Source organism: Aureitalea marina (genome assembly GCF_002943755.1).
Taxonomy (GTDB): Bacteria; Bacteroidota; Bacteroidia; order Flavobacteriales; family Flavobacteriaceae; genus Aureitalea; species Aureitalea marina.
This window is the reverse complement of sequence record NZ_MQUB01000001.1, coordinates 1429363-1452010: the sequence shown is the minus strand read 5'-3', so window position 1 is coordinate 1452010 and position 22648 is coordinate 1429363. Positions and strand designations below refer to the sequence as shown.

At 46.3% G+C, this 22648-nt stretch carries 14 protein-coding genes and 2 pseudogenes; 6 read left to right on the top strand and 10 right to left on the bottom strand.

What is annotated here, in order from left to right; translation table 11 throughout:
- Positions 1 to 39 precede the first annotated feature (39 nt).
- Together BST85_RS06650 and purL are read right to left on the bottom strand one after the other, a co-directional pair.
- Positions 40 to 1815: an AMP-dependent synthetase/ligase gene (locus BST85_RS06650; RefSeq protein WP_104812534.1), complete on the bottom strand. Its 1776-nt coding sequence runs from the start codon at positions 1813 to 1815 to the stop codon at positions 40 to 42.
- A gap of 107 nt (positions 1816 to 1922) precedes the next feature.
- Positions 1923 to 5588: a phosphoribosylformylglycinamidine synthase gene (gene purL, locus BST85_RS06645; protein WP_104813932.1), complete on the bottom strand. Its 3666-nt coding sequence runs from the start codon at positions 5586 to 5588 to the stop codon at positions 1923 to 1925.
- A gap of 252 nt (positions 5589 to 5840) precedes the next feature.
- On the opposite strand from purL, the gene BST85_RS06640 reads away from it, so the two are divergent.
- Positions 5841 to 7670 (top strand): T9SS type A sorting domain-containing protein, encoded by a 1830-nt coding sequence (locus BST85_RS06640; protein WP_104812533.1) that lies wholly within the window; start codon positions 5841 to 5843, stop codon positions 7668 to 7670.
- 54 nt (positions 7671 to 7724) lie between these two features.
- Here BST85_RS06640 and BST85_RS06635 read toward each other — a convergent pair whose 3' ends face one another.
- The gene (locus BST85_RS06635; RefSeq protein ID WP_104812532.1) at positions 7725 to 8936 is read right to left on the bottom strand and encodes an RsmB/NOP family class I SAM-dependent RNA methyltransferase; all 1212 of its coding nucleotides are present in this window, start codon (positions 8934 to 8936) and stop codon (positions 7725 to 7727) included.
- Positions 8937 to 9007: 71 nt separating this feature from the next.
- Here BST85_RS06635 and BST85_RS06630 point away from each other — a divergent pair, with 71 nt between their 5' ends.
- On the top strand, positions 9008 to 10051 hold the full coding sequence (locus tag BST85_RS06630) for an oxidoreductase (RefSeq protein ID WP_104812531.1): 1044 nt from the start codon (positions 9008 to 9010) through the stop codon (positions 10049 to 10051).
- 52 nt (positions 10052 to 10103) lie between these two features.
- On the opposite strand, the gene BST85_RS06625 is transcribed toward BST85_RS06630, so the two are convergent.
- From BST85_RS06625 to BST85_RS06605, 5 genes and pseudogenes are all read right to left on the bottom strand, one after another.
- Positions 10104 to 10538, bottom strand: coding sequence for a hypothetical protein (locus BST85_RS06625; protein ID WP_104812530.1), 435 nt, complete (start codon positions 10536 to 10538; stop codon positions 10104 to 10106).
- 6 nt (positions 10539 to 10544) lie between these two features.
- The gene (locus BST85_RS06620; protein WP_104812529.1) at positions 10545 to 11045 is read right to left on the bottom strand and encodes a hypothetical protein; all 501 of its coding nucleotides are present in this window, start codon (positions 11043 to 11045) and stop codon (positions 10545 to 10547) included.
- 22 nt (positions 11046 to 11067) lie between these two features.
- Positions 11068 to 11619: an RNA polymerase sigma factor gene (locus BST85_RS06615; RefSeq protein WP_104813931.1), complete on the bottom strand. Its 552-nt coding sequence runs from the start codon at positions 11617 to 11619 to the stop codon at positions 11068 to 11070.
- Between the two features lie 501 nt (positions 11620 to 12120).
- Positions 12121 to 13946, bottom strand: a pseudogene (locus BST85_RS06610) (ABC transporter ATP-binding protein).
- A complete protein-coding gene (locus tag BST85_RS06605) occupies positions 13946 to 15655 on the bottom strand; it encodes a phospho-sugar mutase (RefSeq protein WP_104812528.1) in 1710 nt (569 codons plus the stop codon). The pseudogene BST85_RS06610 and the gene BST85_RS06605 overlap by 1 nt, the downstream one beginning before the upstream one ends.
- Before the next feature lie 167 nt (positions 15656 to 15822).
- On the opposite strand from BST85_RS06605, the gene BST85_RS06600 reads away from it, so the two are divergent.
- Entirely contained in the window at positions 15823 to 16791 is a 969-nt protein-coding gene (locus tag BST85_RS06600; protein WP_104812527.1) for a hypothetical protein, read from the top strand.
- A gap of 26 nt (positions 16792 to 16817) precedes the next feature.
- Positions 16818 to 19460 carry a T9SS type B sorting domain-containing protein gene (locus tag BST85_RS06595; RefSeq protein ID WP_181039974.1) on the top strand — a complete coding sequence of 881 codons (2643 nt, stop codon included), beginning with the start codon at positions 16818 to 16820 and terminating at the stop codon, positions 19458 to 19460.
- Here BST85_RS06595 and BST85_RS06590 read toward each other — a convergent pair.
- Positions 19444 to 20397 (bottom strand): glycosyltransferase family 2 protein, encoded by a 954-nt coding sequence (locus BST85_RS06590; protein WP_104812525.1) that lies wholly within the window; start codon positions 20395 to 20397, stop codon positions 19444 to 19446. The two genes, BST85_RS06595 and BST85_RS06590, sit on opposite strands and share 17 nt — an antisense overlap.
- Before the next feature lie 8 nt (positions 20398 to 20405).
- Entirely contained in the window at positions 20406 to 20933 is a 528-nt protein-coding gene (locus BST85_RS06585) for a DUF4199 domain-containing protein (RefSeq protein WP_104812524.1), read from the bottom strand.
- Positions 20934 to 21115: 182 nt separating this feature from the next.
- Between BST85_RS06585 and BST85_RS06580 the strand changes: the two genes are divergently transcribed.
- Both BST85_RS06580 and BST85_RS06575 read left to right on the top strand, forming a co-directional pair.
- Complete coding sequence (locus BST85_RS06580) at positions 21116 to 21385, top strand: type B 50S ribosomal protein L31 (RefSeq protein ID WP_104812523.1); 270 nt, start codon at positions 21116 to 21118, stop codon at positions 21383 to 21385.
- A gap of 93 nt (positions 21386 to 21478) precedes the next feature.
- Positions 21479 to 22647 (top strand): annotated as a pseudogene (locus BST85_RS06575) (GlmU family protein).
- Position 22648 lies beyond the last annotated feature (1 nt).

Here is a 22648-nt window from a genome sequence, read left to right as displayed (position 1 = left end):
ACAACTCTACAGCAGTTTTTAAGGGCCTAAAATTGAAGATTATCGTTCGTAGATACGATCGTAAAGATGCTGGTACTTCTGCTTAATTGCACGGCGTTTCATCTTCATGGTCGGGGTAAGATGTCCGTCTTCTATGCTCCAAATGTCTGGGGTGAGCTCGAATTTCTTCACCTGTTCCCACTTACCGAATCGCTCGTTGAAGTGATCCACTTCCTTTTGAATACGTTTGATCAATACTTCGCTTTTGACCAACTCTGCAGGATCGTCGGACAGGTTCTTGTTCTTTCGTTCGTTCCAGTCGTGGATGAATTCGAAATTAGGTTGTATTAGGGCAGCCGGCATCTTTTCTCCTTCGCCAACTACCATGATCTGTTCGATAAAGCGAGATTGTTTCATGGCGTTTTCAATCAATTGAGGGGAAACATATTTCCCACCACTGGTCTTGAACATCTCTTTTTTCCGATCCGTGATCTTTAGGAAGCCGTCGGCGTCCAATTCTCCGATATCCCCGGTATGGAAATAGCCGTCCTTCAGCACTTCGGCAGTTTTTTCCGGATCTTTGTAATATCCAACCATAACCTGTGGTCCTTTGATCAGGATCTCACCATCTGAGGCGATCTTAACTTCGGTATCGGCAATGGCTTTACCTACGGTTCCGATACGAAAACCTTTGTTGCGCTGATCGTTTACCGAAACCACCGGAGAGGTTTCCGTAAGACCATATCCTTCCATGATGGGAATCTGGGCGGCTGTAAAGACTCTGGCCAATCTGGGCTGCAGTGCCGCACTACCGGAGGCGATAACTTTTAATTCACCACCTAAGGCCTCACGCCATTTACTGAAGATGAGCTTGTTGGCTAATCCAAGTTGTTTTTCGTACCACCAGCCATTCTGTCCATAAGGCTCGTATTTCAGTCCTAATTCCACTGCCCAGAAGAATAATTTCTTTTTAATACCAGTAAGATCAGCTCCCTTGGCGTAGATTTTGTCGTACACCTTTTCCAGCAATCTGGGAACGGCAGTCATTACATCCGGTTTTACCTCTTTCAGGTTATCGCTGATGGTCTCTAAGGATTCAGCGAAGTGTATGGACACTCCGGTAAACTGATACATATATAGGAGCATTCGCTCATAAATATGGCAAACCGGTAGAAAACTCAACGCTTTTGACTTTCCGAATTCTACAGGAACTCTTTCCGAACTGTTCAGGGCATTGCTTACAATATTCTTGTGGGTTAGCATAACCCCTTTTGGCCGCCCTGTAGTACCGGAAGTATAGATGATGGTGGCCAGGTCGTCTTCTTTCACCCCGGCTTTGATCTTTTCCACCTCTTCCTGGGTGTCCGCTTTCATACCCATGTCCAGAACCTCTTGCCAGTTGGGGCATCCTTGGATCTGGTCAAAGCTATACACTCCTTTTAAAGTGGGGACTTTGTCACGGATCTTATTGATTTTTTCGAGCACCTCGGTACAGGAAACAAAGCAATATTTGCTCTCACTGTGTTCCAGGACGTATTGATAATCGTCCTCAGATATGGTGGGGTAGATGGGCACATCCTGTGCACCCAATTGTAGTATCCCTATATCACAAATGTTCCATTCTGTCCGATTGTTCATGGAGATAATAGCGACCTTATCATTTGGTCCTACACCAAGTTCCATGAGTCCCCGGCTCATTGCATTGGCCTTGTCTATATATTCCTGGGTAGATGTGGCCTTCCATTGGCCATCGTATTTGGTCACCAGGGAGTGAGTCAAGGGATAGGTCTTTTGTTGATAATAAGGGAAATCGAAAAGTCGTTTTATGCTGTCCATGTTCGTGAATTAGTCGATGCACAAATTAGGAAAAAATCCAATAAAAAAAGCCGTACATCCACGAGTGAATATACGGCTTTTGGCTTTTTGTGGTTAGGCTTTGATCGCTAGTGTGATTCTATCCACTGCCTGGCGTTGACAAAAGCCTGTAACCAGGGAGAGACTTCATCCTTACGTCCATTGGGGTAATATGCCCAGTTCCATTGGAAGATGGACCGCTCTATATGAGGCATGGTCACCAGGTGACGACCGCTGTCGTCGCACAACATGGCTACATTGTAATCCGAGCCATTCGGATTAGCCGGGTAAGAATTGTAACCATATTTGGCAACTACATTGTATTGGTCTTCCGGCATCGGAAGGCTAAATTTTCCTTCTCCATGCGAAATCCATACCCCTAGTGTTGTTCCGGCCAGATCGGCAAGCATGACACTTTTGTTCTCCGGAATGATAACCGATGTAAAGGAACTTTCGTGCTTGTGGGAATCGTTGTGGTGCATTTTGGAAAGTTTCTCATGGTCCGGATTGATCAGATCCAGTTCAAGGAACAATTGGCAGCCATTACAGATGCCAACAGAAAGTGTATCCTCGCGCTCAAAGAATCGTTTGAGGGCGGTATTGGCCTTTTCGTTATAGAGAAAGGCTCCGGCCCAACCTTTTGCCGAACCTAGAACGTCACTGTTGGAGAAACCTCCAACGGCACCGATAAATCGAATGTCCTCCAAGGTCTCCCGACCACTGATGAGGTCCGTCATGTGGACGTCCTTCACATCAAAGCCGGCCAGGTACATGGCATGGGCCATCTCACGCTCGCTATTGCTGCCTTTCTCCCGGATGATGGCTGCTTTTGGTCTCGGTTTATTAGGATCTATTTGCGGCAGTTTACCGTCAAACGCTTTTGGAAATTCCAGGTTAAGTGGCTGGAAGGCATAGTTGGCATATCGCTGGTCTGCCAATTTTCCAGCTGTCTGCTTTTTATCGAGTAAGTATGAGGTTTTATACCAAACGTCCCGAGTCTGAGATACCGAGAAGATATATTCTTTTCCGCCGTGCTGCATTTCGATCTTATCCTTAGGAATGACCTCACCCAATTTAAAGATCTCCACATCCCGATCTTGCATCAAGCTTTCGAAGGCCGAATCATTTTTGGCCTGGATCACCACTGCACTGTTTTCCGAGAATAGCATTTTAACCAGGTCAGCTTCGCCCAGGACATCCATATGCAACTCTGCACCTAGTTGGTTATCTGCATAGCACATCTCTAAAAGGGTTGTGATCAACCCCCCAGAAGAAACATCGTGTCCAGCTGCGATCAGGTTGGACTTAATGGCGTCCTGGATGGCATTGAATGCTCTTTTGACAAAAGCACTATCTGTGGCCGTTGGTGCTTCCTCTCCAATGGCATTGCGTACTTGACCGAAGGATGAACCTCCGAGTTTAAAACTGTCCTGTGAGAAGTTGATATAATAGATAGAACCACTCTGATGTTTTAGAACTGGTTCGACCACCTTATTTATATCGTCACAATGTCCGGCAGCCGATACGATAACCGTACCCGGAGCAATGACCTCCTCGTCCTTGTATTTCTGTTTCATGGAAAGCGAATCCTTACCAGTTGGCACGTTTATGCCCAATTGTATGGCGTAATCGCTCAGTCCTTTAACGGCATCGTATATCCTGGCGTCCTCCCCGGGATTGTTGCAGGGCCACATCCAGTTTGCGGACAGGGATACCGACTGCAATCCTTCGGCCAAGGGTGCCCAGACAATATTGGTCAGGGCCTCGGTTACCGAATTTCTGGATCCGGCCACAGGATCGATCAGGGCACTCACAGGGGAGTGACCAATGGAGGTGGCAATTCCTTCCTTTCCTTTAAAATCCAAGGCCATAACCCCGCAGTTATTCAGCGGAAGCTGTAACGAACCAACGCACTGTTGTTTGGCTACCCGCCCTCCTACACAGCGGTCTACTTTGTTGGTCAACCAATCCTTACAACCTACTGCTTCCAATTGAAGCACTTGGTAAAGGTATACTTTCAGATGCCCTCTGGAATAATCGATGGGCTTGTAATTCCGCTGGATACGTTCATCTCGCATGACGGTCTTGGGGGAACTGCCAAACATGTCTGCCAATTCGAAGTCCATGGGCTTTTCGCCGGTGGTGGCACTTTTGAAGGTAAACCGATGATCCCCGGTTACTTCACCGACAGTATACATAGGTGACCTTTCACGCTCTGCAATACGCTCTAAAAGTAGTTTGTCCTCCTTGCCGATGACCAGTCCCATTCGTTCCTGGGATTCGTTCCCGATGATCTCCTTGGCAGAAAGGGTTGGATCTCCTACAGGCAGCTTATCTAGGTCGATTAGCCCTCCTGTTTCCTCTACCAATTCGCTAAGGCAGTTGAGGTGTCCTCCCGCTCCGTGGTCATGGATGGAGACGATGGGGTTGTTATCGTTCTCTACCAAGCCGCGAATCGCATTGGCCGCTCGTTTTTGCATTTCCGGATTAGAACGCTGAACGGCGTTCAGCTCGATACCGGCTTCAAATTCGCCGGTATCTGCCGAAGAAACAGCTGCACCACCCATACCGATGCGGTAATTCTCTCCTCCCAGGATCACGATATCATCGCCCGTCCTGGGTGTGTTCTTCAAGGCCTGATCTGCCTTGCCGTATCCTATTCCTCCGGCCAGCATGATCACTTTATCAAATCCTAGTTTACGGGCATCTTCTTCGTGTTCGAATGTCAACACCGAACCCGCGATCAGGGGTTGGCCAAATTTGTTGCCAAAATCGGAAGCCCCGTTACTGGCTTTGATCAGAATATCGATAGGCGTTTGGTAAAGCCATTCCCGCGCATCCATGGCCACTTCCCAAGGGCGAGTCTTTTCCAATCGGGAGTAGGCCGTCATGTATACAGCGGTTCCTGCCAGGGGTAGCGAACCTATTCCACCGGCCAGGCGATCCCGAATTTCTCCACCGCTTCCCGTGGCTGCTCCGTTAAAGGGTTCTACAGTGGTGGGGAAATTGTGTGTCTCGGCTTTTAGAGAGATCACACTGTCAAAGTCCGACTCTTGATAATATTCTGGCACATCCGGTCTTTTGGGTGCAAACTGAACAGCCTCCGGTCCCTTTATAAATGCTACATTATCCTTGTAAGCTGATACAATATCATTCGGATTCTCTTGAGAGGTCTTTTTGATCAATTTAAAAAGGGAGGAAGGCATTTCCTCTCCGTCCAGGATAAAGGTGCCATTAAATATCTTGTGACGACAATGTTCACTGTTCACCTGGCTGAAACCAAAAACCTCACTGTCGGTAAGCGGTCTGTTCAATTTTTCAGCCAGTGCTTCCAGGTATTCGATCTCATCTTCGCTAAGTGCTAGCCCCTCAGATTGATTATAGGCCGCTATGTCTTTGATCTCCTTTACCGGTTCGGGTTTAAGATCAATATCGAAGATTCCTTGGCCAAGGCCGCGGTATCCTTGACTCAACATAGGGTCAAAATTATGATTCCCCTCTGATTCCCGAGTGAATTCCTCAATTCTGTGGATTCCGGAAATGCCCATGTTCTGGGTGATCTCTACCGCATTGGTACTCCAGGGAGTGATCATGGCGGCCCGAGGACCTACAAAAAAATCCGCCAGGGCGGATTGTTCTATCTTGGGCTGACCTCCGAATAGCCATTCTAGTTTGGTCAGATCGTTCTTATCGAGTTCATCGTCGGCTTGTACGGCGTAGACTCGTTTGGTGGGCAGGCCGAAAAAATGGATCATTCCTTGGGTTTTTGGGCGGTTTTTCAACAGCACAAAGGTAAAAAAAATCAGCGATTCCAACTGAGTTGACTCCGCGAAAAGGCCAATTTGCAGATTGTTCGTTTTCAAACGTTTTCGCTTTGATTTTGTTTGTGAAATTGACTATCTTGCACCGCCCAAACAACCAAAACTCAAAGTTTTGAATTAACCGAAACCAGATTAACTTCAGCGTACCCTATATCCCTCTTTGGAGTTATAACTAAACTTTCACCCATGAGAAAACTCTATTTTCTGGTACTTGCTGTGCTAGTTGCGCCTCTTACCAGTGCTCAATCATCTTTTGGACCGGTAGAATCCGGTTCCCTGACCTACGTTGGTCAAACCATCCCTTTGAGGGATTTTCCTATGATGCCGGAAACTACCTCTAACGAATTGAAGCTAATACCAAACCGTACCCAAAACATTCCAAAGGCCAACCCGGCGGCCTTGCCTCAAGACGGAGACCCATTGATTTCCAGAAACCGTGCTCCTTTCCGCTCTAGTCGTGAATTGCTACAGAGTTTTCCTGGGATGAACCGAAATAATGCCGGTGGAGCCACTCCTCCAGATCCATCCGGAGCTGTAGGTCCAAATCATTATGTGCATGCAGTAAACGTTGCCTTGCGCATTTTTGACAAAGAAGGAAATTCTTTAGTTGGACCTGTTTTCTTAGGAAACTTCTTTGGAGATGGTAACAATAGTGGTGACCCAATTGTGTTATATGACGAGAGGGCTGATCGTTGGTTTGTTTCCCAGTTTAGAATTAATACCAATCTGGTTTATATTGCTATCTCTGACACACCAGACCCAACAGACACCTACACAATCTACAGCTTTAATGCAGGTAGTTTTCCAGATTATCCACATTATTCAATTTGGCACAATTCCTATGTGCTGACAGCCAACAAAGGAGGGCAAACCACCTTTGTGATGGATCGTCAAGCCATGCTTGATGGAGAAGCCAGTCCTGGTTTTCAGGGCTTTGCTCTACCTGGTTTGATCCGTCGTCCAAACTATGTTTTCGGATCGGGTCCTGTTAGCCTGGTAGGAAATGAGTTTGATGAGGATGCCCCGGCTTACATTGTATACATGCAGGATGATGGTTGGTCCGGTGCGATCACAGAAGATCACATTAAGATCTGGGAGATAGACGTTGACTGGGAAAATCCCGGTGATGCGAGTATCTCGAGCCCTGTCATTATTCCAACTACACCTTTTGATGCTTCCTTCAGGCCATTTGGCTCAGGTGATGTGGAACAACCTGGAACATCCAGAAGGTTAGACAACATTGGTAGCATAGTCTCATACATGACCACTTACAGAACCTTCCCGGGTTACAATTCTATGTTGATCAACTTTAACGTGGACCTCGGAGGACTTATCTCTGGTATCCGCTGGTACGAGATGAGAAATGTGGACAACGGTCCCTGGACCATTTTCCAGGAAGGAACCTACACCATCGATGATGGTAACTCTCGCTTCATGGGTAGTATGCAAATGGATGCGAACGGAAACATTGGGCTTGCCTACCACGTAGGTGGACCGGAAACCCCGGTAGGAATCAGATTTACCGGACGTATGGCGGATGATCCGCTGGGAGAAATGACCTTAGAAGAAACAGTTGTGATCGAAGGAGAAAACGTTCAAACAAACACCAACCGTTTTGGTGACTACTCTCAGTTGACGTTAGATCCAGACGGAGAAACCTTCTGGGGTGCTTTCGAATATCTTATCTCAACCAACTTTTGGGGTACCCGCATCTTCTCTTTCAACCTGGACAACGAATTGGGTGTAGAAGAGAACATTCCTGATTTGGCAACTTTGGATGTATTACCGCAGAACAACAATGATTATCAAATTGTGGTAAAGAGTCAAGTTGAACTGGGAACCCTTCAATATCAAGTGTACGATATCAACGGGCGAAATGTTTCGGCCGGAACACTTGACCAATCTGGTTCTTTGTACCGAAGCAATATCTCTGGTGCCAATCTTTCTTCAGGAATTTACGTGGTGAAAGTAGTTGGAAACCGATTTGAGCAATCTAAGAAATTCGCGATCCGATAGTAAACGATCGTGAGATGTACGAAACCCCGGCAGGTCCGGGGTTTTTTTATGGAATTAAACCTGGTTTTCGAGTAGAGCCATGTAGAAACCATCGAAGCCCGTCTGTACAACCGATATGCTCTTTTCCTCCAAAAGTTTAAAGGATTTACCTTGTTCTCGCTTAAGGAAGGCTTGAACCTGCAGTTGGTTCTCACTTGGTAAGATGGAGCAGGTTGCATAGACTAGTTGGCCGCCCGGTTTGACCAGGCCAGAATACAGATCCAGAATCTCTGCCTGGGTTTTTCGAATTCGATCCAGGAAGTCAGAATCTAATTTCCATTTGGCATCCGGGTTCCGCCTGAGTACACCCAAGCCGCTGCAGGGTGCATCGATCAGTACTTTATCGGCAGAATTCCGCAGTCGCTTGACGGATTTAGATCCTTCTACCAAACGGGTAGTCACATTGAAAATTCCATTGCGTCTTGCCCGTAACTTCAGTTCCTTTAACTTAAAGTCGTAAATATCCATGGCCACGATCTGCCCCTTGTTTTCCATCAGGCTGGCCAAGTGTAGTGCTTTGCCTCCGGCACCTGCGCAGGCATCAATAACACGCATGCCGGGTTTCGGGTCCAGGAAAGGTGCGACCATCTGGGAGGAAGCATCCTGGACTTCAAACAGTCCATCTTTAAAGGCCTTGGTTCGAAAGACGTTGGTCCGTTTTTCAAGCTGCAGGGCTAACGGAAGGTCATCCAGTGTTTCAGTCCTGATTCCTTCAGCCTCTAATGCGCTCTGAAGTTTATCCCGTGTAGTCTTCAGGCTATTGGTTCTCAAAATAACCGGAGCCTGCTGGTTAAGCGCCTTCAGTTCGGTGTCCCATTCAGCACCCAATTCTTCTTCACCCAACTGGTCTAACCAATCTGGGATGGATGCCGTTATAGTACGAGGAAGTTCCAATGCTTCTTTGTTAAGTCTCAGGTTTAGGTTGCGGTAAGGATGAAATTCTTCCCAGGCAGGTAATTGATCCAGTTTTTGAATCAGATAAGCAGCCACTAATCCGGGAATATCTGATTTTCGCAGTGGCTCCTTAAGCTGTGCCAGGTGACCATACCATCTTTTCCAGCGTACAATCTCGTAGGTGGTTTCGGCCACAAAAGCGCGATCTCTGGATCCCCAGCGCTTATTTTTCTTCAAGCTGTACTGCAATACCTTATCGGCCTGCCTATCTTCAAGCAGTATACTTTCTAAGGCTTCGATAACCGCTAAGACTAAATTTCGGTGTACTCTCATAGGTTGAAACTGCCGGCAAAGTTATTGTTTCTTCTTGACTAGTTTTGGTTACATTTGGCAAAATTTCAACCATGCGATACCCGCTCACCATACTCTTGTTGGTCCTGACCTTAATCGGTTGTATGTCTGAAGACAGCAAGGAGTTCACTCGGGTCACCATAGAGCCGGTCTACCTGGATTCGCTCAGTATAAGGGCCATCGAACCATTGGATGCAGATCGAGTCTGGTTTGCGGCCAATGCTGGTAGGGTAGGGTTGATCGATAAGGGCGTTCCAAAATTAGCGACGATCAAATACCAGGACAGTTTACTGAATTTTCGTTCGGTAGCAGCCACCTCAGAAGCTGCATTTGTGTTGAGCATTGGATCACCTGCCGTCTTGTATCGAATTGGTTTTGATGGTGTGGAGGCTACTTCCATAGAAGAGGTCTACGTAGAGAGCGGAGAAGGGGTGTTCTATGATGCCATGGCCTTTTGGAATGATTTGGAGGGAATTGCAATGGGAGATCCGGTAGACGGATGCCTTTCTATCATTCTGACTAGTGACGGAGGAAAGTCGTGGTCTAAAGTAAAGTGTACCGAAATCCCTCCAATAAAGGAAGGAGAGGCTGCATTTGCCGCCAGTAATAGTAATATTGCTTTATACGGACAGCAGGCCTGGATCGTTACAGGAGGAAATCACGCTCGTGTATTTCACAGTCCGGATAAGGGTAGTAGTTGGGAGGTCTTTGACACGCCCATCGTTCAAGGTGGTGCCATGACGGGCATTTACAGTGTAGATTTCCGGGATGGGCAGAATGGGATCATCTTTGGCGGAGATTGGGAACAGAAAAATGGAAATACAGCCAATAAAGCGATCAGTTCAGACGGAGGTAAGACCTGGAAACTCGTCAGTGATGGTATGGGGCCTGGTTACCGATCGTCAGTGCGGTATGTGCCGGGCACAGAAGGTCGTGGTATAGTTGCTTTGGGATCCCCGGGCATTTCTTATTCGACTGATGGGGGAGAAGGGTGGATAGAACTTTCCGACGAGGGATTCTATGCCTTGGAGTTTGTCAATGACAGCCTGGCGTTTGCCTCCGGACGAAATCGAATTGTCAAACTGAAGTTTGAATAAAAAAGGCAAGCCATTGCGGACTGCTTTACAGATGAGAATCTGTCACAAACAATCAGTTCTTTTTGCGTTTATTATCCCTAAACCGGTTTAGCATTTCCCGTTTAAAGGATTCTTCAACCCGTCTTAATTTCAATACCTTCTTAGGCGAGATCACTACCCTTAATTCATCCACCATCAGAGCCTGTACATCTACACGGCGCTTGGAATATTCCAACCCCTTGTCGATGAGATAATTGGCTTCGTCCTCACTTAAATTCTCCAGGTCGCTGACTACGGAAGAGATCTCCTGTCGCTCTTCCTTGCGTATTTCCTCCAATTGGTCTTGGTATTTGTTATACACCGGCCAGAAACGTTCTGCTTCTTCTGAGGATAAATCCAATTTGTCCGTTATAAAGGCTGTTTTATACGCTCGTATCCGCTCGCCTCGGCCATTTTGTGCCAAACTGCTGAATCCGATCAGCAGCAATAATATCATCAATCTATTCATATCATTTCATTCAATTAGTAAAGATGTGTCGTCTATATTTTCCAACAGGTATTCCTGGAGTTGCTCATCGTCAAAGAGGTCTTCAGTTTCCAGGTCCTCCAATTCCGTATCATCCATCATTTGGGCCAGATCATACTCGTCCCAGTCCATTTCTTCTTCTATATATGTCTCGATCTGGGTCAGGTCGATGTCTTGTATTTCGATCGCCGGAACGGATCCTGGACGAATCACCAACAAAGCCAGAACGATCAGGGCAGCGACTGAGGCTACAATTCGAAATGAATTTCGACGATATAAAGGTATGACCTGAGGTTGAGGAGCGCTATCATCATTTTCGAGTTGCTGCATCACACGATCTTCCAATTGATCAAAATAACCAGATGGCACATCGAATCCAGTTTTATCTGGGAATGATTCCGGGCCCATTAAAGCATCCAGACGTTCCTCCAAGGAATCAAAATAGTCCGTCGGTGCTTTAAATCCGTGTTCGTGTTTTCTTTTCTCCATTACTCCTTTGACTTACTCTAAGTTAAATGGTTTCATTCTGATCCAGAAATGCCTTGATCTTTTTGACTGCGATATGATAACTGCTTTTCAGACCGCCGACTGAAGTTTCCAGAATTCCGGAGAGTTCTTCATAGGTCATGTCCTCAAAGTATTTCATATTAAAGACAAGCTGTTGCTTTTCAGGTAAACTGGCTATGGCATTTTGCAATTGCAGCTGGATGGCAGATCCTTCAAAGTAAACATCACTCTCTAATTGTCCTAACTGCTGTTGTTTCAATTCTTCTACCGAGACATTATTCCGTCGGGCTTTGGCCTTTAGGTAGGAGAGAGACTCATTGGTGGCGATCCGGTACATCCAGGTGTACAACTTACTATCTCCCTTAAATCGGTCGATACTTCGAAACACCTTAATAAAGGTATTCTGAAGTACATCATCGGCGTCCTCGTGGTCCAGGACGATCTTTCTGATATGCCAGTACAGTCGCTCTTTATAACAACTGACCAACTCCCGAAAGGCCGTTTCCCGGTCCTTAGGTGATTGAAGGGCTTTTATCAATTTAGCTTCGGCTTGCAAATCGATGGTTTTACTGTCTTTGACTCCTATTTGGCCATAAGGTTTAATCAAATGTAGAAATATTTGAAGGGCTTAAAAGTGTATTTCATCGATAAAAGACAAAAAAATTCGACAAAAAGACATAATTATTGAATTTGTAGGAAAATATTTACTACTTTAGACCCATACTTCTTATGTATAGGTTCCCTTTTATAGCCCCAACTGTAATAGGAACTGAACAAAAACGGGCCATCGCGGGGGCGGGCCCGTTTTTAATTGTAATTATTTCTTCCTACATTACCAGCCCATGGTATTCCTACAATAAGATGTAAAATAACCGATTAAATGCACTTATACATCGATAAAAGGTATGTAATTCTTGCATTTCTCGATTCTATGTGTATCTTTGGTATTCACTTATGTGTTGCAATGTCACATTCAGCCCCAACTGCAGTGACATGATAAATTGAAGAGAGCGGAGCCCCAACCGCTCTCTTTTTTTATTGAGATTAAGGGAGTTTCTTAGGAAAGAGATTGCATCTCTACCAAGCTGTGATAAATACCTTTCTGACTCATCAAATGCTGATGATCGCCCTGCTCGACGATCCTGCCTTTAGAGAGTACAACTATGGTGTCGGCGTTTTGTATGGTAGAGAGTCTGTGAGCGATTACCACCGAGGTTCTATTGCGCATCATATTCTCCAATGCTTCCTGTACCAGGCGCTCACTTTCGGTATCCAGGGCAGAGGTGGCCTCGTCCAGGATCATTATAGGAGGATTCTTTAAAACTGCCCGTGCAATACTCAGACGTTGTTTCTGCCCACCGCTAAGTTTATTACCGCCATCTCCTATATTGGTGTGTATTCCTTCCGGTAGTTCGCTTACAAAGTCCCAGGCATTGGCCACCTTTAAGGCTTGCTCGATCTCCTCTTCGGTAGCATTTGGTTTGGCTAGAAGCAAATTGCCTTGCACACTATCATTGAAGAGGATGGAATCCTGGGTAACCAAACCCATCAGTCCTCTCAGGGAAGACTTGCTGATGTCCCGGATATCAGTACCATCTATTTCTATGGCACCTTGCTTAACATCGTAAAAGCGCGTCAGTAAATTGGCAATGGTGCTTTTCCCACTACCACTCTGACCCACCAGGGCCACGGTGGCACCCTTTGCCACTTTCAGATCGAATTCTTGAAGCACTAGTTCCTCCTCATAAGCAAAGCTGATGTTCTTCAGATTAATATCCTTATCGAAGCTCATCATAGCTACCGCATCCGGGCTATCCTTGATCGTGGTCTCAGTTTCAAGTATCTCCAATACCCGTTCAGCTGCTGCATTTCCTTTCTTTACTCCATAACTGGCCTTACTGATGGCCTTGGCCGGTGTCAGTATATTATAGGCCAGACCCATATAGGCAATAAAGAATTCGGCATCAAGGGTCTTCTCTACCAGGACCATATTTCCACCAAACCACAATAAAATGGCAATTACCATGATCCCCAGGAATTCACTCACGGGAGAGGCTAGGTTCTGTCGGTTGAGCAGGGAATTGGAATACTTATAAAATCGATCGGTGGATTGTTCGAACTTCTTGCTGAACTGTCCCTCGGCTCCAAATCCCTTGATGATCTTTAAGCCTCCGAGGGTCTCTTCCAGGATGGACAGGAAGAATCCCTGTTCCTGCTGTACTCGGTCCGAATGTCGCTTCAGGCTTTTCCCGATACGGGAAATAATAAAACCTGAGATGGGAATGAATATAAATACAAAAAGTGTCAGTTTGGGACTAATAAATACCATGAATAGGATGGTAAACAGTATGGACAGGGGCTCTCTGACAATCAGTTCCAATATGGACAGAAAGGAGTGCTGAATTTCCAATACATCACTGGAGATCCGTGCCAGGGTATCCCCTTTACGCTTTTCAGAATAGAAGGAGATCGGTAATTCCATGGTCTTAGAATAAAGATCATTTCTAAGGTCCTTCAATACTCCATTCCTCAAGTAAGTAATAAAGAACATGGCCAGGTAACCAAAGAGATTCTTCAGTAAAAAGGTTCCCAGAACAAGTGCGATCATGACGATCAGGGCAGACAAGGGCCCATCCTTTTCGATCTGGCTACTTACAAATAAATTCATATAATCTTCCAGGTAATCTCCAAGATGTAGGAGCCCCTCATAGGTTGGTTTTTCAGATACCACCACCTTATTTCCAAAGAGGACCTTGAGCATAGGGATAAGGGAAACAAAGGCCAAGGCCCGAAGAAGGCGTAAAAGATGTTGGAGATCACATTGAGCCAGGCATAGCCCTTATAAGGCAGGGCGTAACGAAGGATTTTCCTGAAATATTCCACTAAATATCCAATTGGGTCTTAAGCTGCCCGATCTTTTCAGACAGGCGCTCCAGATCTGAAGATCCGGAAGACGACCGTACACTAATATAGAACTTAATTTTGGGTTCGGTACCGCTGGGTCTGGCAGCAACCTTGGTGCCTTGTTCTGTATAATAGATCAAGACGTTGGAGTTGGGAAGATCAAGTGAGCCCTGTTCTCCCGTAAGCAGATCTGTATAGCTGCCATCCTGGTAATCTTCTACTCGAACCACTTTTTCCCCGATCAAGGATTCCAGGGGAGAATTCCTCAGATCGTCCATAATGGTCTTGATCTCTTCGGCGCCTTTCTTTCCTTTTTTGACCATGGAGGAAAGATGTTCCAGATAGGCTCCGTACTGATCGTAGAGATCCAGCAGGTAATCAAAGATGGTCTTATCTTGCGCTTTTAAGGCGGCGGCCAATTCACAAGCCAGCAGGCTTGCTGTGACGGCATCCTTATCTCTTACGAATTCACCAACCATGAAACCAAAACTCTCTTCGCCACCTCCTATGAATTCCAGGTTGGGGTGATCCTCGATCATTTTAGCGATCCATTTGAACCCGGTCAATCCTTCGAGGTAATTGACATTCATATCTTCACATATGGCCTTGAGCATTGGGGTTGATACGATGGTCGATCCGATGAATTGTTTCCCGTCGATACGACCGGCTTCCTTCCACTGCTGCATTAAATAATGAGCCATGACCACCATAGCTTGATTTCCATTGATGAGTTGCAATTGACCATTTGAGTTCCGCACCGCAATTCCTAAACGATCACAATCTGGGTCCGTTCCTATCACAATATCGGCTCCTATCTCTTCTCCCAATTCCAGGGCCATTTTCAATGCTTCTGGTTCTTCCGGATTTGGAGATTCTACCGTCGGGAAATCGCCATTAGGTTCTGCCTGGGCCTCTACCAGATGCACCTGCTCAAACCCCGCCAATTTTAAAACTTGGGGTACCTGGGTTACGGAAGTGCCGTGGAGTGGAGTAAAGACCACCTTGAGTTGTTCCCTGTTCTTTTGCTCAGTAAACCGGACATGGGCAACAGAGGCCTTTTGGAAGACATCATCTATTTCCTTGTCGATCAGTTGGATCAGATCTTCCTTGGCTTGGAAGTTCACATCTTCATAATCCAGGGTATTGATCACTTGGATGATCTCCCCGTCCTGTGGAGGTACCAGTTGTCCACCGTCCTGCCAATAGACTTTATAGCCATTGTATTCCGGTGGGTTGTGGGAAGCTGTCAGGACGATACCACAGTGGCAGTCCAGTTGGCGCACAGCAAAGGACAATTCCGGAGTGGGGCGCAGATCGGAAAAAAGATAGACCTGTATATTGTTGGCTGAAAAGACCTCGGCAACAACCCTGGCCAGTTCTTTACTATTGTGACGACAGTCATATGCGATAGCCACTTTAAGCGACTCTCCAGGAAATACTTGCTTGAGGTACTGGGACAATCCCTGGGTATTCTTGCCAAGGGTGTACCGGTTGATCCGGTTGTCTCCAACTCCCATAATACCGCGCATTCCACCTGTACCAAACTCTAAGCTTTTATAAAAGCTATCTTCCAGTTCCTCAGGCTCTAGGGCAATCATGTCCTTAATACGCAGCTGGGTCAGTTCATCGAAAGTAGGGGTCAACCATTTGTTGACCTTTTCAAGCAATTCGGGCTCGATATATCTCATAGAGAAAAAATAAGGGCAAAGTTACGTAATCGCATAGTGAATAGAGCAAGAACAATATCGATAAATCAGACTAAATCCTCTCAAAATGTTACAGAAATAAGTAATCTTTTGTCGGTTTTCACTTATTCCCTTTTAGCTCCCGGTAGTTTTATGAAAAACGAACAGTCATGTATAAACGATTACTTCTCATCCTGTTACTGGCCGCTGGCTGTAATACGGACGACAAACCCATCGATCAGGTCCTGAACGATGTGGAGTACGGAGCAGTGGTCAGGACTCTGCAATTCAATCAGGCAGAGTTCTATGTCAATCAACCGGACGGTATTTTTAGTGTGGACATCGAGATCCAGGATGAACTCAACGGAGGTTTGCTGGAGCGCTTAGACCTCTATGTCAGTTTTGTAGATAATTCTGGTACGACCAATAGTTTGGTCAGCCAGGAGTTCTCTGCCGGTAGTATACCTGCTTCAGATTTCGGACGTCAAGGCAATGACGGCTTGCCCAACCTGACCTTGGAATTTCAATTCTCCGATCTGGCCGGTATAGTCGGCGTACCCGTTGGGCAGATCCAGTGTAAGGACCAATTCCTCCTTCGTGTGGATCTGGTCCTGACGGACGGGCGAAGTTTCTCTACCGGTAGCGCGAGTTCATTCATCATCGCCTACGAGACCTTTTTCAGTTCTCCTTACTGCTACACCATCAATGTAGTAGAGCCCATAGATAAGGATCTCTATCTGGGAACCTACCGGTATGAGAGTCTGGTAGATGGACCGCTGGGAGGCCCAACCTTTATTCCCGAAGGATTGGTTGAGGTATTTAAAGGACATTCCAACAATGTTCGGTATATCCCTTTGAAACATCTCCTCTCTCACCCTTCAAACGAACTACCCCGCAATTACTATTTCACCATCGCCTGCGACGAATCTGTCTTTGGGAAAAATCAATTGTCCAGTGTGATTGCTTATTGTAGTGTCAGCGGAGCCCCAATTCTTCTGGGACCTGATGAAGAGAATGCCCCGATCAACCCCTTGGATGACAGTGTGTTCGAGTTATGGCTGGTAGAAGGATATGAAGGTTGGGACGGTGAATGCGGATTCGGTACTGCACCTTCCCGCTTAAGGTTTACGAAACAGTAAAGCAGTTCTTATATTTGTTTATTGCTATGTTGAAAACCTCTAAGACCTCTTTGTTACTGTTGCTTTTGGCATTTCCCCTGCAACTGCTTGCTCAGCGGGAAGCGGCCAATTGGTATTTTGGAACCAAGGCAGGACTGACCTTTAATTCTGGTGAGGCTGTTCCACTGTTAGATGGAGAATTGGATACTCTAGAGGGTTGCGAATCTATCTCCAATGCCAATGGCGATCTGCAATTCTATACCGATGGGAAAGTGGTCTTTACCAGGAATCATCAGATCATGCCCAATGGAGAAGGATTGCTGGGAAGTGTAAGTTCTACCCAGTCCGCCCTTGTGGTTCCAAAACCAAAAAGTAATTCCATCTACTACATTTTTACTGCGGACGACGTTCGTTCTTATCAAACTAATGACGGGGATGGCGATGGATTCAATTATTCTGTGGTCGATATGAGCCTTAACGGAGGCCTGGGGGATGTGGTGGAGAAGAATATCCAGTTGCTGGACAACGGATCGGAGAAAGTAACCGCGGTGGGGAAGGCAGATGGGCAGGATTTTTGGGTGGTAACCCACTACCGCGATTCTTTTTATGCCTATGAGATCACCGAGGATGGAGTTAACGAAACCCCTGTAGTGAGTGTAATTGGTCCCAATGTATCCGATTTCAACAATTTTCGCGGAGCCATGAAGTCGTCTCCTGTAGGCGACCGGATCGCTATATGCCATACCATTTTCGAGCCCTCCTACAGAGGTGAATTAAGGCTCTATGATTTTGATCGGGAAACAGGGGTGTTGTCCAACGAATTGTTGGTGGATGAGAGCCTGGTGTATTACGGAGTAGAGTTTTCCTCTAATTCCAAGCAACTTTTTGCCAGTGGTAAGATCTTCGATCCAGCACAAGACCGAACCACCCAGATCAATGTGGTGCAATTCGATCTTACAGCCCCGAATATCACGAGTACGCTTTTCACACAAGCCAGCATTACGAACAATTTCCAAGGTGATCTGGCGGGAAGTCTCCAAATTGCCATCAATCGGAAGATCTATCACTCCATCCCGGCCGTCAGTTTAAGCGTGATCAATTCTCCGAATAATTACGGCCTTGATGCCGATTTCAGGGCTTTCGATGTGACCCTGGGTGGCAGAACGTCAAAATTTGGTCTACCCCCTTACATCCAATCATTCTTTGAGAGCGTAGTGCGTGCAGAACAATTCTGCTTTGGGGATGAGACCCAATTCTTTATAGAGACGGACGAACCCATTGATAGCATCTCCTGGAATTTTGGCGATCCGGCTAGTGGAGCGAACAATAACTCAACTTTGCTGGAGCCAACCCATGTATTTAGCTCTACAGGTGTGTTTACGGTCACCATCGATGTGAATTTTCAAAATGGAGTTTCCAAGACCTTTATCGAGTTTATTGAGATCGCGGATTCGCCCCAGGTGAATCCATTTGTGGATCTGGTGCAGTGCGATGTGGACGGAAATGATGACGGTCGGTCGATTTTCAACCTCAATGAGGCAATCCCACTTTTGGTAGATAATCCATTAGGTTATACCGCCAATTTCTTTCTTACCCTTGATGATGCGATCGAGAACGCTCAGAACATTGACCCTATCGGATATGCCAATACCGAGGATGGTCAGATCATCTATGCCAGGGTGTTCCAGGATGCGCTCTGTTTTGAGATCGCTGAGGTCCGCCTTCTGGTAGAGCCAATGTCCCAATTAGAAGACCGAGTGATGCCTGCCTGTAACAGAAGTGCAGGGCCACTGGTGGTGATCATCGAAGTGGGTGATCTGTTGGAGACCTTGTCAGAAGAATTCCCCGGTTCGGATATCACCTTCTTCCCAACCCGCCAGGATGCGCTGTTGGAAACCGAGGTGGTCACGGACGAATTCCGCATCCCTATAACCGCTGCTCCGGAGATCTACTTTCGGGTGGAAGACCTCAATGCCTGTGCCTTTATTGGAAAGATCGATCTCGAAATACTTTTTAGTCCGAACATAGAAGACCAGCAAGTCGTCCTTTGTCCAAATGAGCCCAGTGTGACGATTTCCCCTGGACCCGATTTCTTGCGTTATGAATGGTCTACCGGTGAAACTACACCTAGTATTGATGTATCGGTGCCGGGAACCTATGAAGTTACTGTGTTCAATGGAGCAGATTGTGATGACACAGCAATAATCGAAGTAACACGTCCCGATGTCCCGATGTCCCTGGAGGTTGTTGTCCGTGATTTTAGCGATAACAATCAGATATTAGTAGAGATCGATCAGCCGGATGCCTATCAGTATGGCCTGGATGATAACGCCTTGCAATCCAGTCCTGTGTTTGACGACCTGGCTGTGGGACCCTATACAGTCTTTGTCTGGCGGGAGGGCTGTCTGATCTACGAGGAGACTGTCCTGGTGGGTGGACCACCCAATTTCTTTACCCCGAACAATGATGGCTTCCACGACCTCTGGCAGATAACAGCCCGAAGGGAATTACAAGATGCCCGGATCTCCATTTTCGATCGGTTCGGTAAAATGATCAAACAGATGCGGGGAGACAATATGGGTTGGGATGGTACTTACCTGGGTAACCCTTTGCCATCCAGCGACTACTGGTATAGGATTGTACTCAATGATGGCAGAACAGTTACGGGTAATTTTAGCCTGAAACGTTAAGGGTTTCGTTGATCAGATAGTTGGGACCGCTTCTTTTGGTGCGCAGTATTAACTCGCCAATAAAACCGGCCAGGAACAATTGAGTTCCTAAGATCATAGCAGTCAGTGCGATGAAGAATTCCGGACGCTCCGTGATCAATCGACCTGTAGGGTCCAGAAAGAGCTTGTCTATTCCCAGATAAACTGAGAATCCAAAACCGATAAAGAGCATAAAAGCACCCCAGGCACCAAACAGGTGCATGGGCCGGCGACCGAAGCGCGAAAGGAAGGAAATCGTGATCAGGTCCAGGAAACCTCGTATGAATCGTTCAGTACCAAACTTTGTCTTGCCGTATTTCCTCGCCTGGTGAGTGACTACTTTTTCACCTATTCGGTCAAAACCGGCGGTCTTGGCCAGTACAGGTATATAGCGGTGCATTTCGCCGGTAACCTCAATATTCTTGACAACTTCGTTCTGATAGGCTTTGAGCCCGCAGTTGAAGTCGTGCAATTTGACCTTGGAGGTCTTGCGAGCTGCGAAATTGAAAAGTTTTGACGGCAGATTCTTACCCAATAAAGGATCAAAGCGTTTCTTCTTCCAGCCGCTGACCAATTGGTAATTGTCCTGGGTGATCATGCGGTAGAGTTCCGGTATCTCTTCCGGGTTGTCCTGCAGATCAGCGTCCATGGTGATCACCACATCACCTTGGGCTCTTGCAAACCCGGCGTGCAACGCCTGGGATTTACCAAAGTTCTTTTGGAAACGGATCCCTTTGATATGGGCATCCTCCCTGGCCATTTCACAGATCAGGGACCAGGAGTCATCTGTGCTGCCATCGTCAATGTAAAGTACTTCATAAGAAAAACCATTGGACTGCATAACAGATTCAATCCAATGGTTCAGTTCTTTCAGTGATCCTTCTTCGTTCAGAAGAGGAATGACGATGGAAATATCCATAGATCGGTTTAGTTCTCCGGACGATTTTGTTTCATGATCAAACCGGCGATCAACGAAATGATAAAGCCAAAGAACAAACTGGCAACAATGCCAAAGGCAGCCATGATAGCCGGACTCATCATCTTCTCGGTGATAGACATGGCGGTTTCTACCTCATCACTGGTCATTTCTGGATTCTGCTCTAGCATATTTTCCCGAGTTCTTTCCAGCATGTTTACTACGAAGTCTGGTTCGATGAAGTTTATAAATATGTAATTAAATAGAATACCGATGATCCCGGCAACAACCGATATGGCCAGACCCGTTTTAAGGGCATCTCCCAAGCTTAAGAAGCCATCACCGGTACTTTTAAACGCCTTGAGACCATATACGATGGCCAGGGTCATGATCACGAAATTCCCCACTGATTGCCACCAGGGTTGTTCGTAGGTCATACCCATCACGTCAACGATGACAGACAGGGCAATTGTACCCAAGGCCATATACAGGCCATAATTCAATGCAATTTTTTTAACAGAAGCTTTGTTGGTTTCCATGAGATAGTCGTTTATTGTGGGCCAAAGTGGCCGAAGTTGTTCGGTTGGTTAGTAAACAAAGATAGCAAAACGTTACGGCCACAACTTTTAATTTTAAAAATTGAAATAAATTATTGCCGTATTTATAGAAATACTTAAATTTGCACACTCAAAAATTTGAGGTTTAGTAAAACACCCGAAAGATGAAAACAGGAATTCACCCCGAAAGTTACAGGCTAGTTGCCTTCAAGGATATGTCCAATGATGATGTATTCATTACTAAGTCCACTGCCGATACCAAGGAGACCATCGAGATCGAAGGGGTTGAGTATCCCCTGGTCAAACTAGAGATCTCCCGTACTTCTCATCCGTACTACACAGGTAAACACAAATTGGTTGATACCGCCGGACGGATCGATAAGTTCAAGAACAAATACGCCAAGTTCAAAAAAGCGCCTAAGACTGAGGAGTAAGTCGCGTTTTCACTTAGCAGAAAGTATAGAAAGCCTTCGTTATCGAAGGCTTTTTTCGTTAGTTTTGGTCATGAAAAAGCCCAATCCGTTGTCATGAATTACGTCCTGTTCGATTCTGCAGTCCGAGACCAGCTGTTGCCCTTTACCTTTACCCGTCCTGTGGCTGATATTCGTGTGGGTATCGATACCTTGAGGGAAAAGTGGGAGGACTATTTGGAGGAGACCACCTGGACGCAAACTGAGGATTACTTGAGTGCTAAGTGGCCAATCCGATTAGCATCGGACAATATTTTTGTAGATCCTTCATTTGTACCGGATAAGAGTTTGACGGAGGCTGTCTCTGCGCTGGAAAAAGGACAGGGACTCTATTTGGGGGATGAATTGATTGCGTTTAGGAATGATGTGTTTGATACCCAGGCAATTGATCAGCAAATCGTCTATACTGGCTCTGAGGTTGTCCGAATTGCACATACCTGGGATATCTTTTCCAAAAATCATGGGATCATTGCGGCGGACTTTGACCGCATCACCTCAGGACGGGAATCACAAGCTATTCCACATGGAGTTACCCGCCTGGGAGATCACGCGGTCTTTGTTGAAGCCGGGGCCAAATTGCCATCATGTTCATTAAATACGACGGATGGCCCGATCTATATTGGCAAGGATGCGGAGATCATGGAGGGCTGTTTGATTAGAGGGCCGTTTGCGCTCTGTGAGGGGCCATTCTCAAGATGGGGGCCAAGATCTATACCGGTACAACCGTAGGGCCATTCTCCAAAGTAGGAGGAGAGGTTAATAATTCGGTGCTGTTTGCCTATTCCAATAAAGGCCATGACGGTTTCCTGGGAAATTCTGTTTTGGGCGAATGGTGTAACCTGGGTGCAGATACCAATACGTCCAATATGAAGAACAACTATACCGAGGTCAGGCTTTGGGATTACTCTTCAGGTCGTTTTGCCCCAACAGGTCTGCAGTTCTGTGGGTTGATGATGGGCGATCATAGCAAGACGGGTATCAATACCATGCTGAATACAGGTACGGTGATAGGAGTTAGTTGTAATGTATTTGGCAGTGGTTACCCCCGAAATTTCATCCCGAGTTTTTCCTGGGGCAGTGGAGCCGGAATGTCTGCATATCGAACATCCAAGGCCTTTGAAACTGCTAAGGCCATGATGGAGAGAAGAAATGTGGAATTTGACCAAAAAGAAGCCGACATTCTGAGTCATGTCTTTGAATTGACCAGCGGATATCGGCGTTATTGAT

Bases quoted from the DNA above. Each gene is read 5' to 3' on its own strand.
- BST85_RS06650 (WP_104812534.1), bottom strand. From the start codon at position 1,815: ATGGACAGCATAAAACGACTTTTCGATTTCCCTTATTATCAACAAAAG.
- purL (WP_104813932.1), bottom strand. From the start codon at position 5,588: ATGATCCATTTTTTCGGCCTGCCCACCAAACGAGTCTACGCCGTACAA.
- BST85_RS06640 (WP_104812533.1), top strand. From the start codon at position 5,841: ATGAGAAAACTCTATTTTCTGGTACTTGCTGTGCTAGTTGCGCCTCTT.
- BST85_RS06635 (WP_104812532.1), bottom strand. From the start codon at position 8,936: ATGAGAGTACACCGAAATTTAGTCTTAGCGGTTATCGAAGCCTTAGAA.
- BST85_RS06630 (WP_104812531.1), top strand. From the start codon at position 9,008: ATGCGATACCCGCTCACCATACTCTTGTTGGTCCTGACCTTAATCGGT.
- BST85_RS06625 (WP_104812530.1), bottom strand. From the start codon at position 10,538: ATGAATAGATTGATGATATTATTGCTGCTGATCGGATTCAGCAGTTTG.
- BST85_RS06620 (WP_104812529.1), bottom strand. From the start codon at position 11,045: ATGGAGAAAAGAAAACACGAACACGGATTTAAAGCACCGACGGACTAT.
- BST85_RS06605 (WP_104812528.1), bottom strand. From the start codon at position 15,655: ATGAGATATATCGAGCCCGAATTGCTTGAAAAGGTCAACAAATGGTTG.
- BST85_RS06600 (WP_104812527.1), top strand. From the start codon at position 15,823: ATGTATAAACGATTACTTCTCATCCTGTTACTGGCCGCTGGCTGTAAT.
- BST85_RS06595 (WP_181039974.1), top strand. From the start codon at position 16,818: ATGTTGAAAACCTCTAAGACCTCTTTGTTACTGTTGCTTTTGGCATTT.
- BST85_RS06590 (WP_104812525.1), bottom strand. From the start codon at position 20,397: ATGGATATTTCCATCGTCATTCCTCTTCTGAACGAAGAAGGATCACTG.
- BST85_RS06585 (WP_104812524.1), bottom strand. From the start codon at position 20,933: ATGGAAACCAACAAAGCTTCTGTTAAAAAAATTGCATTGAATTATGGC.
- BST85_RS06580 (WP_104812523.1), top strand. From the start codon at position 21,116: ATGAAAACAGGAATTCACCCCGAAAGTTACAGGCTAGTTGCCTTCAAG.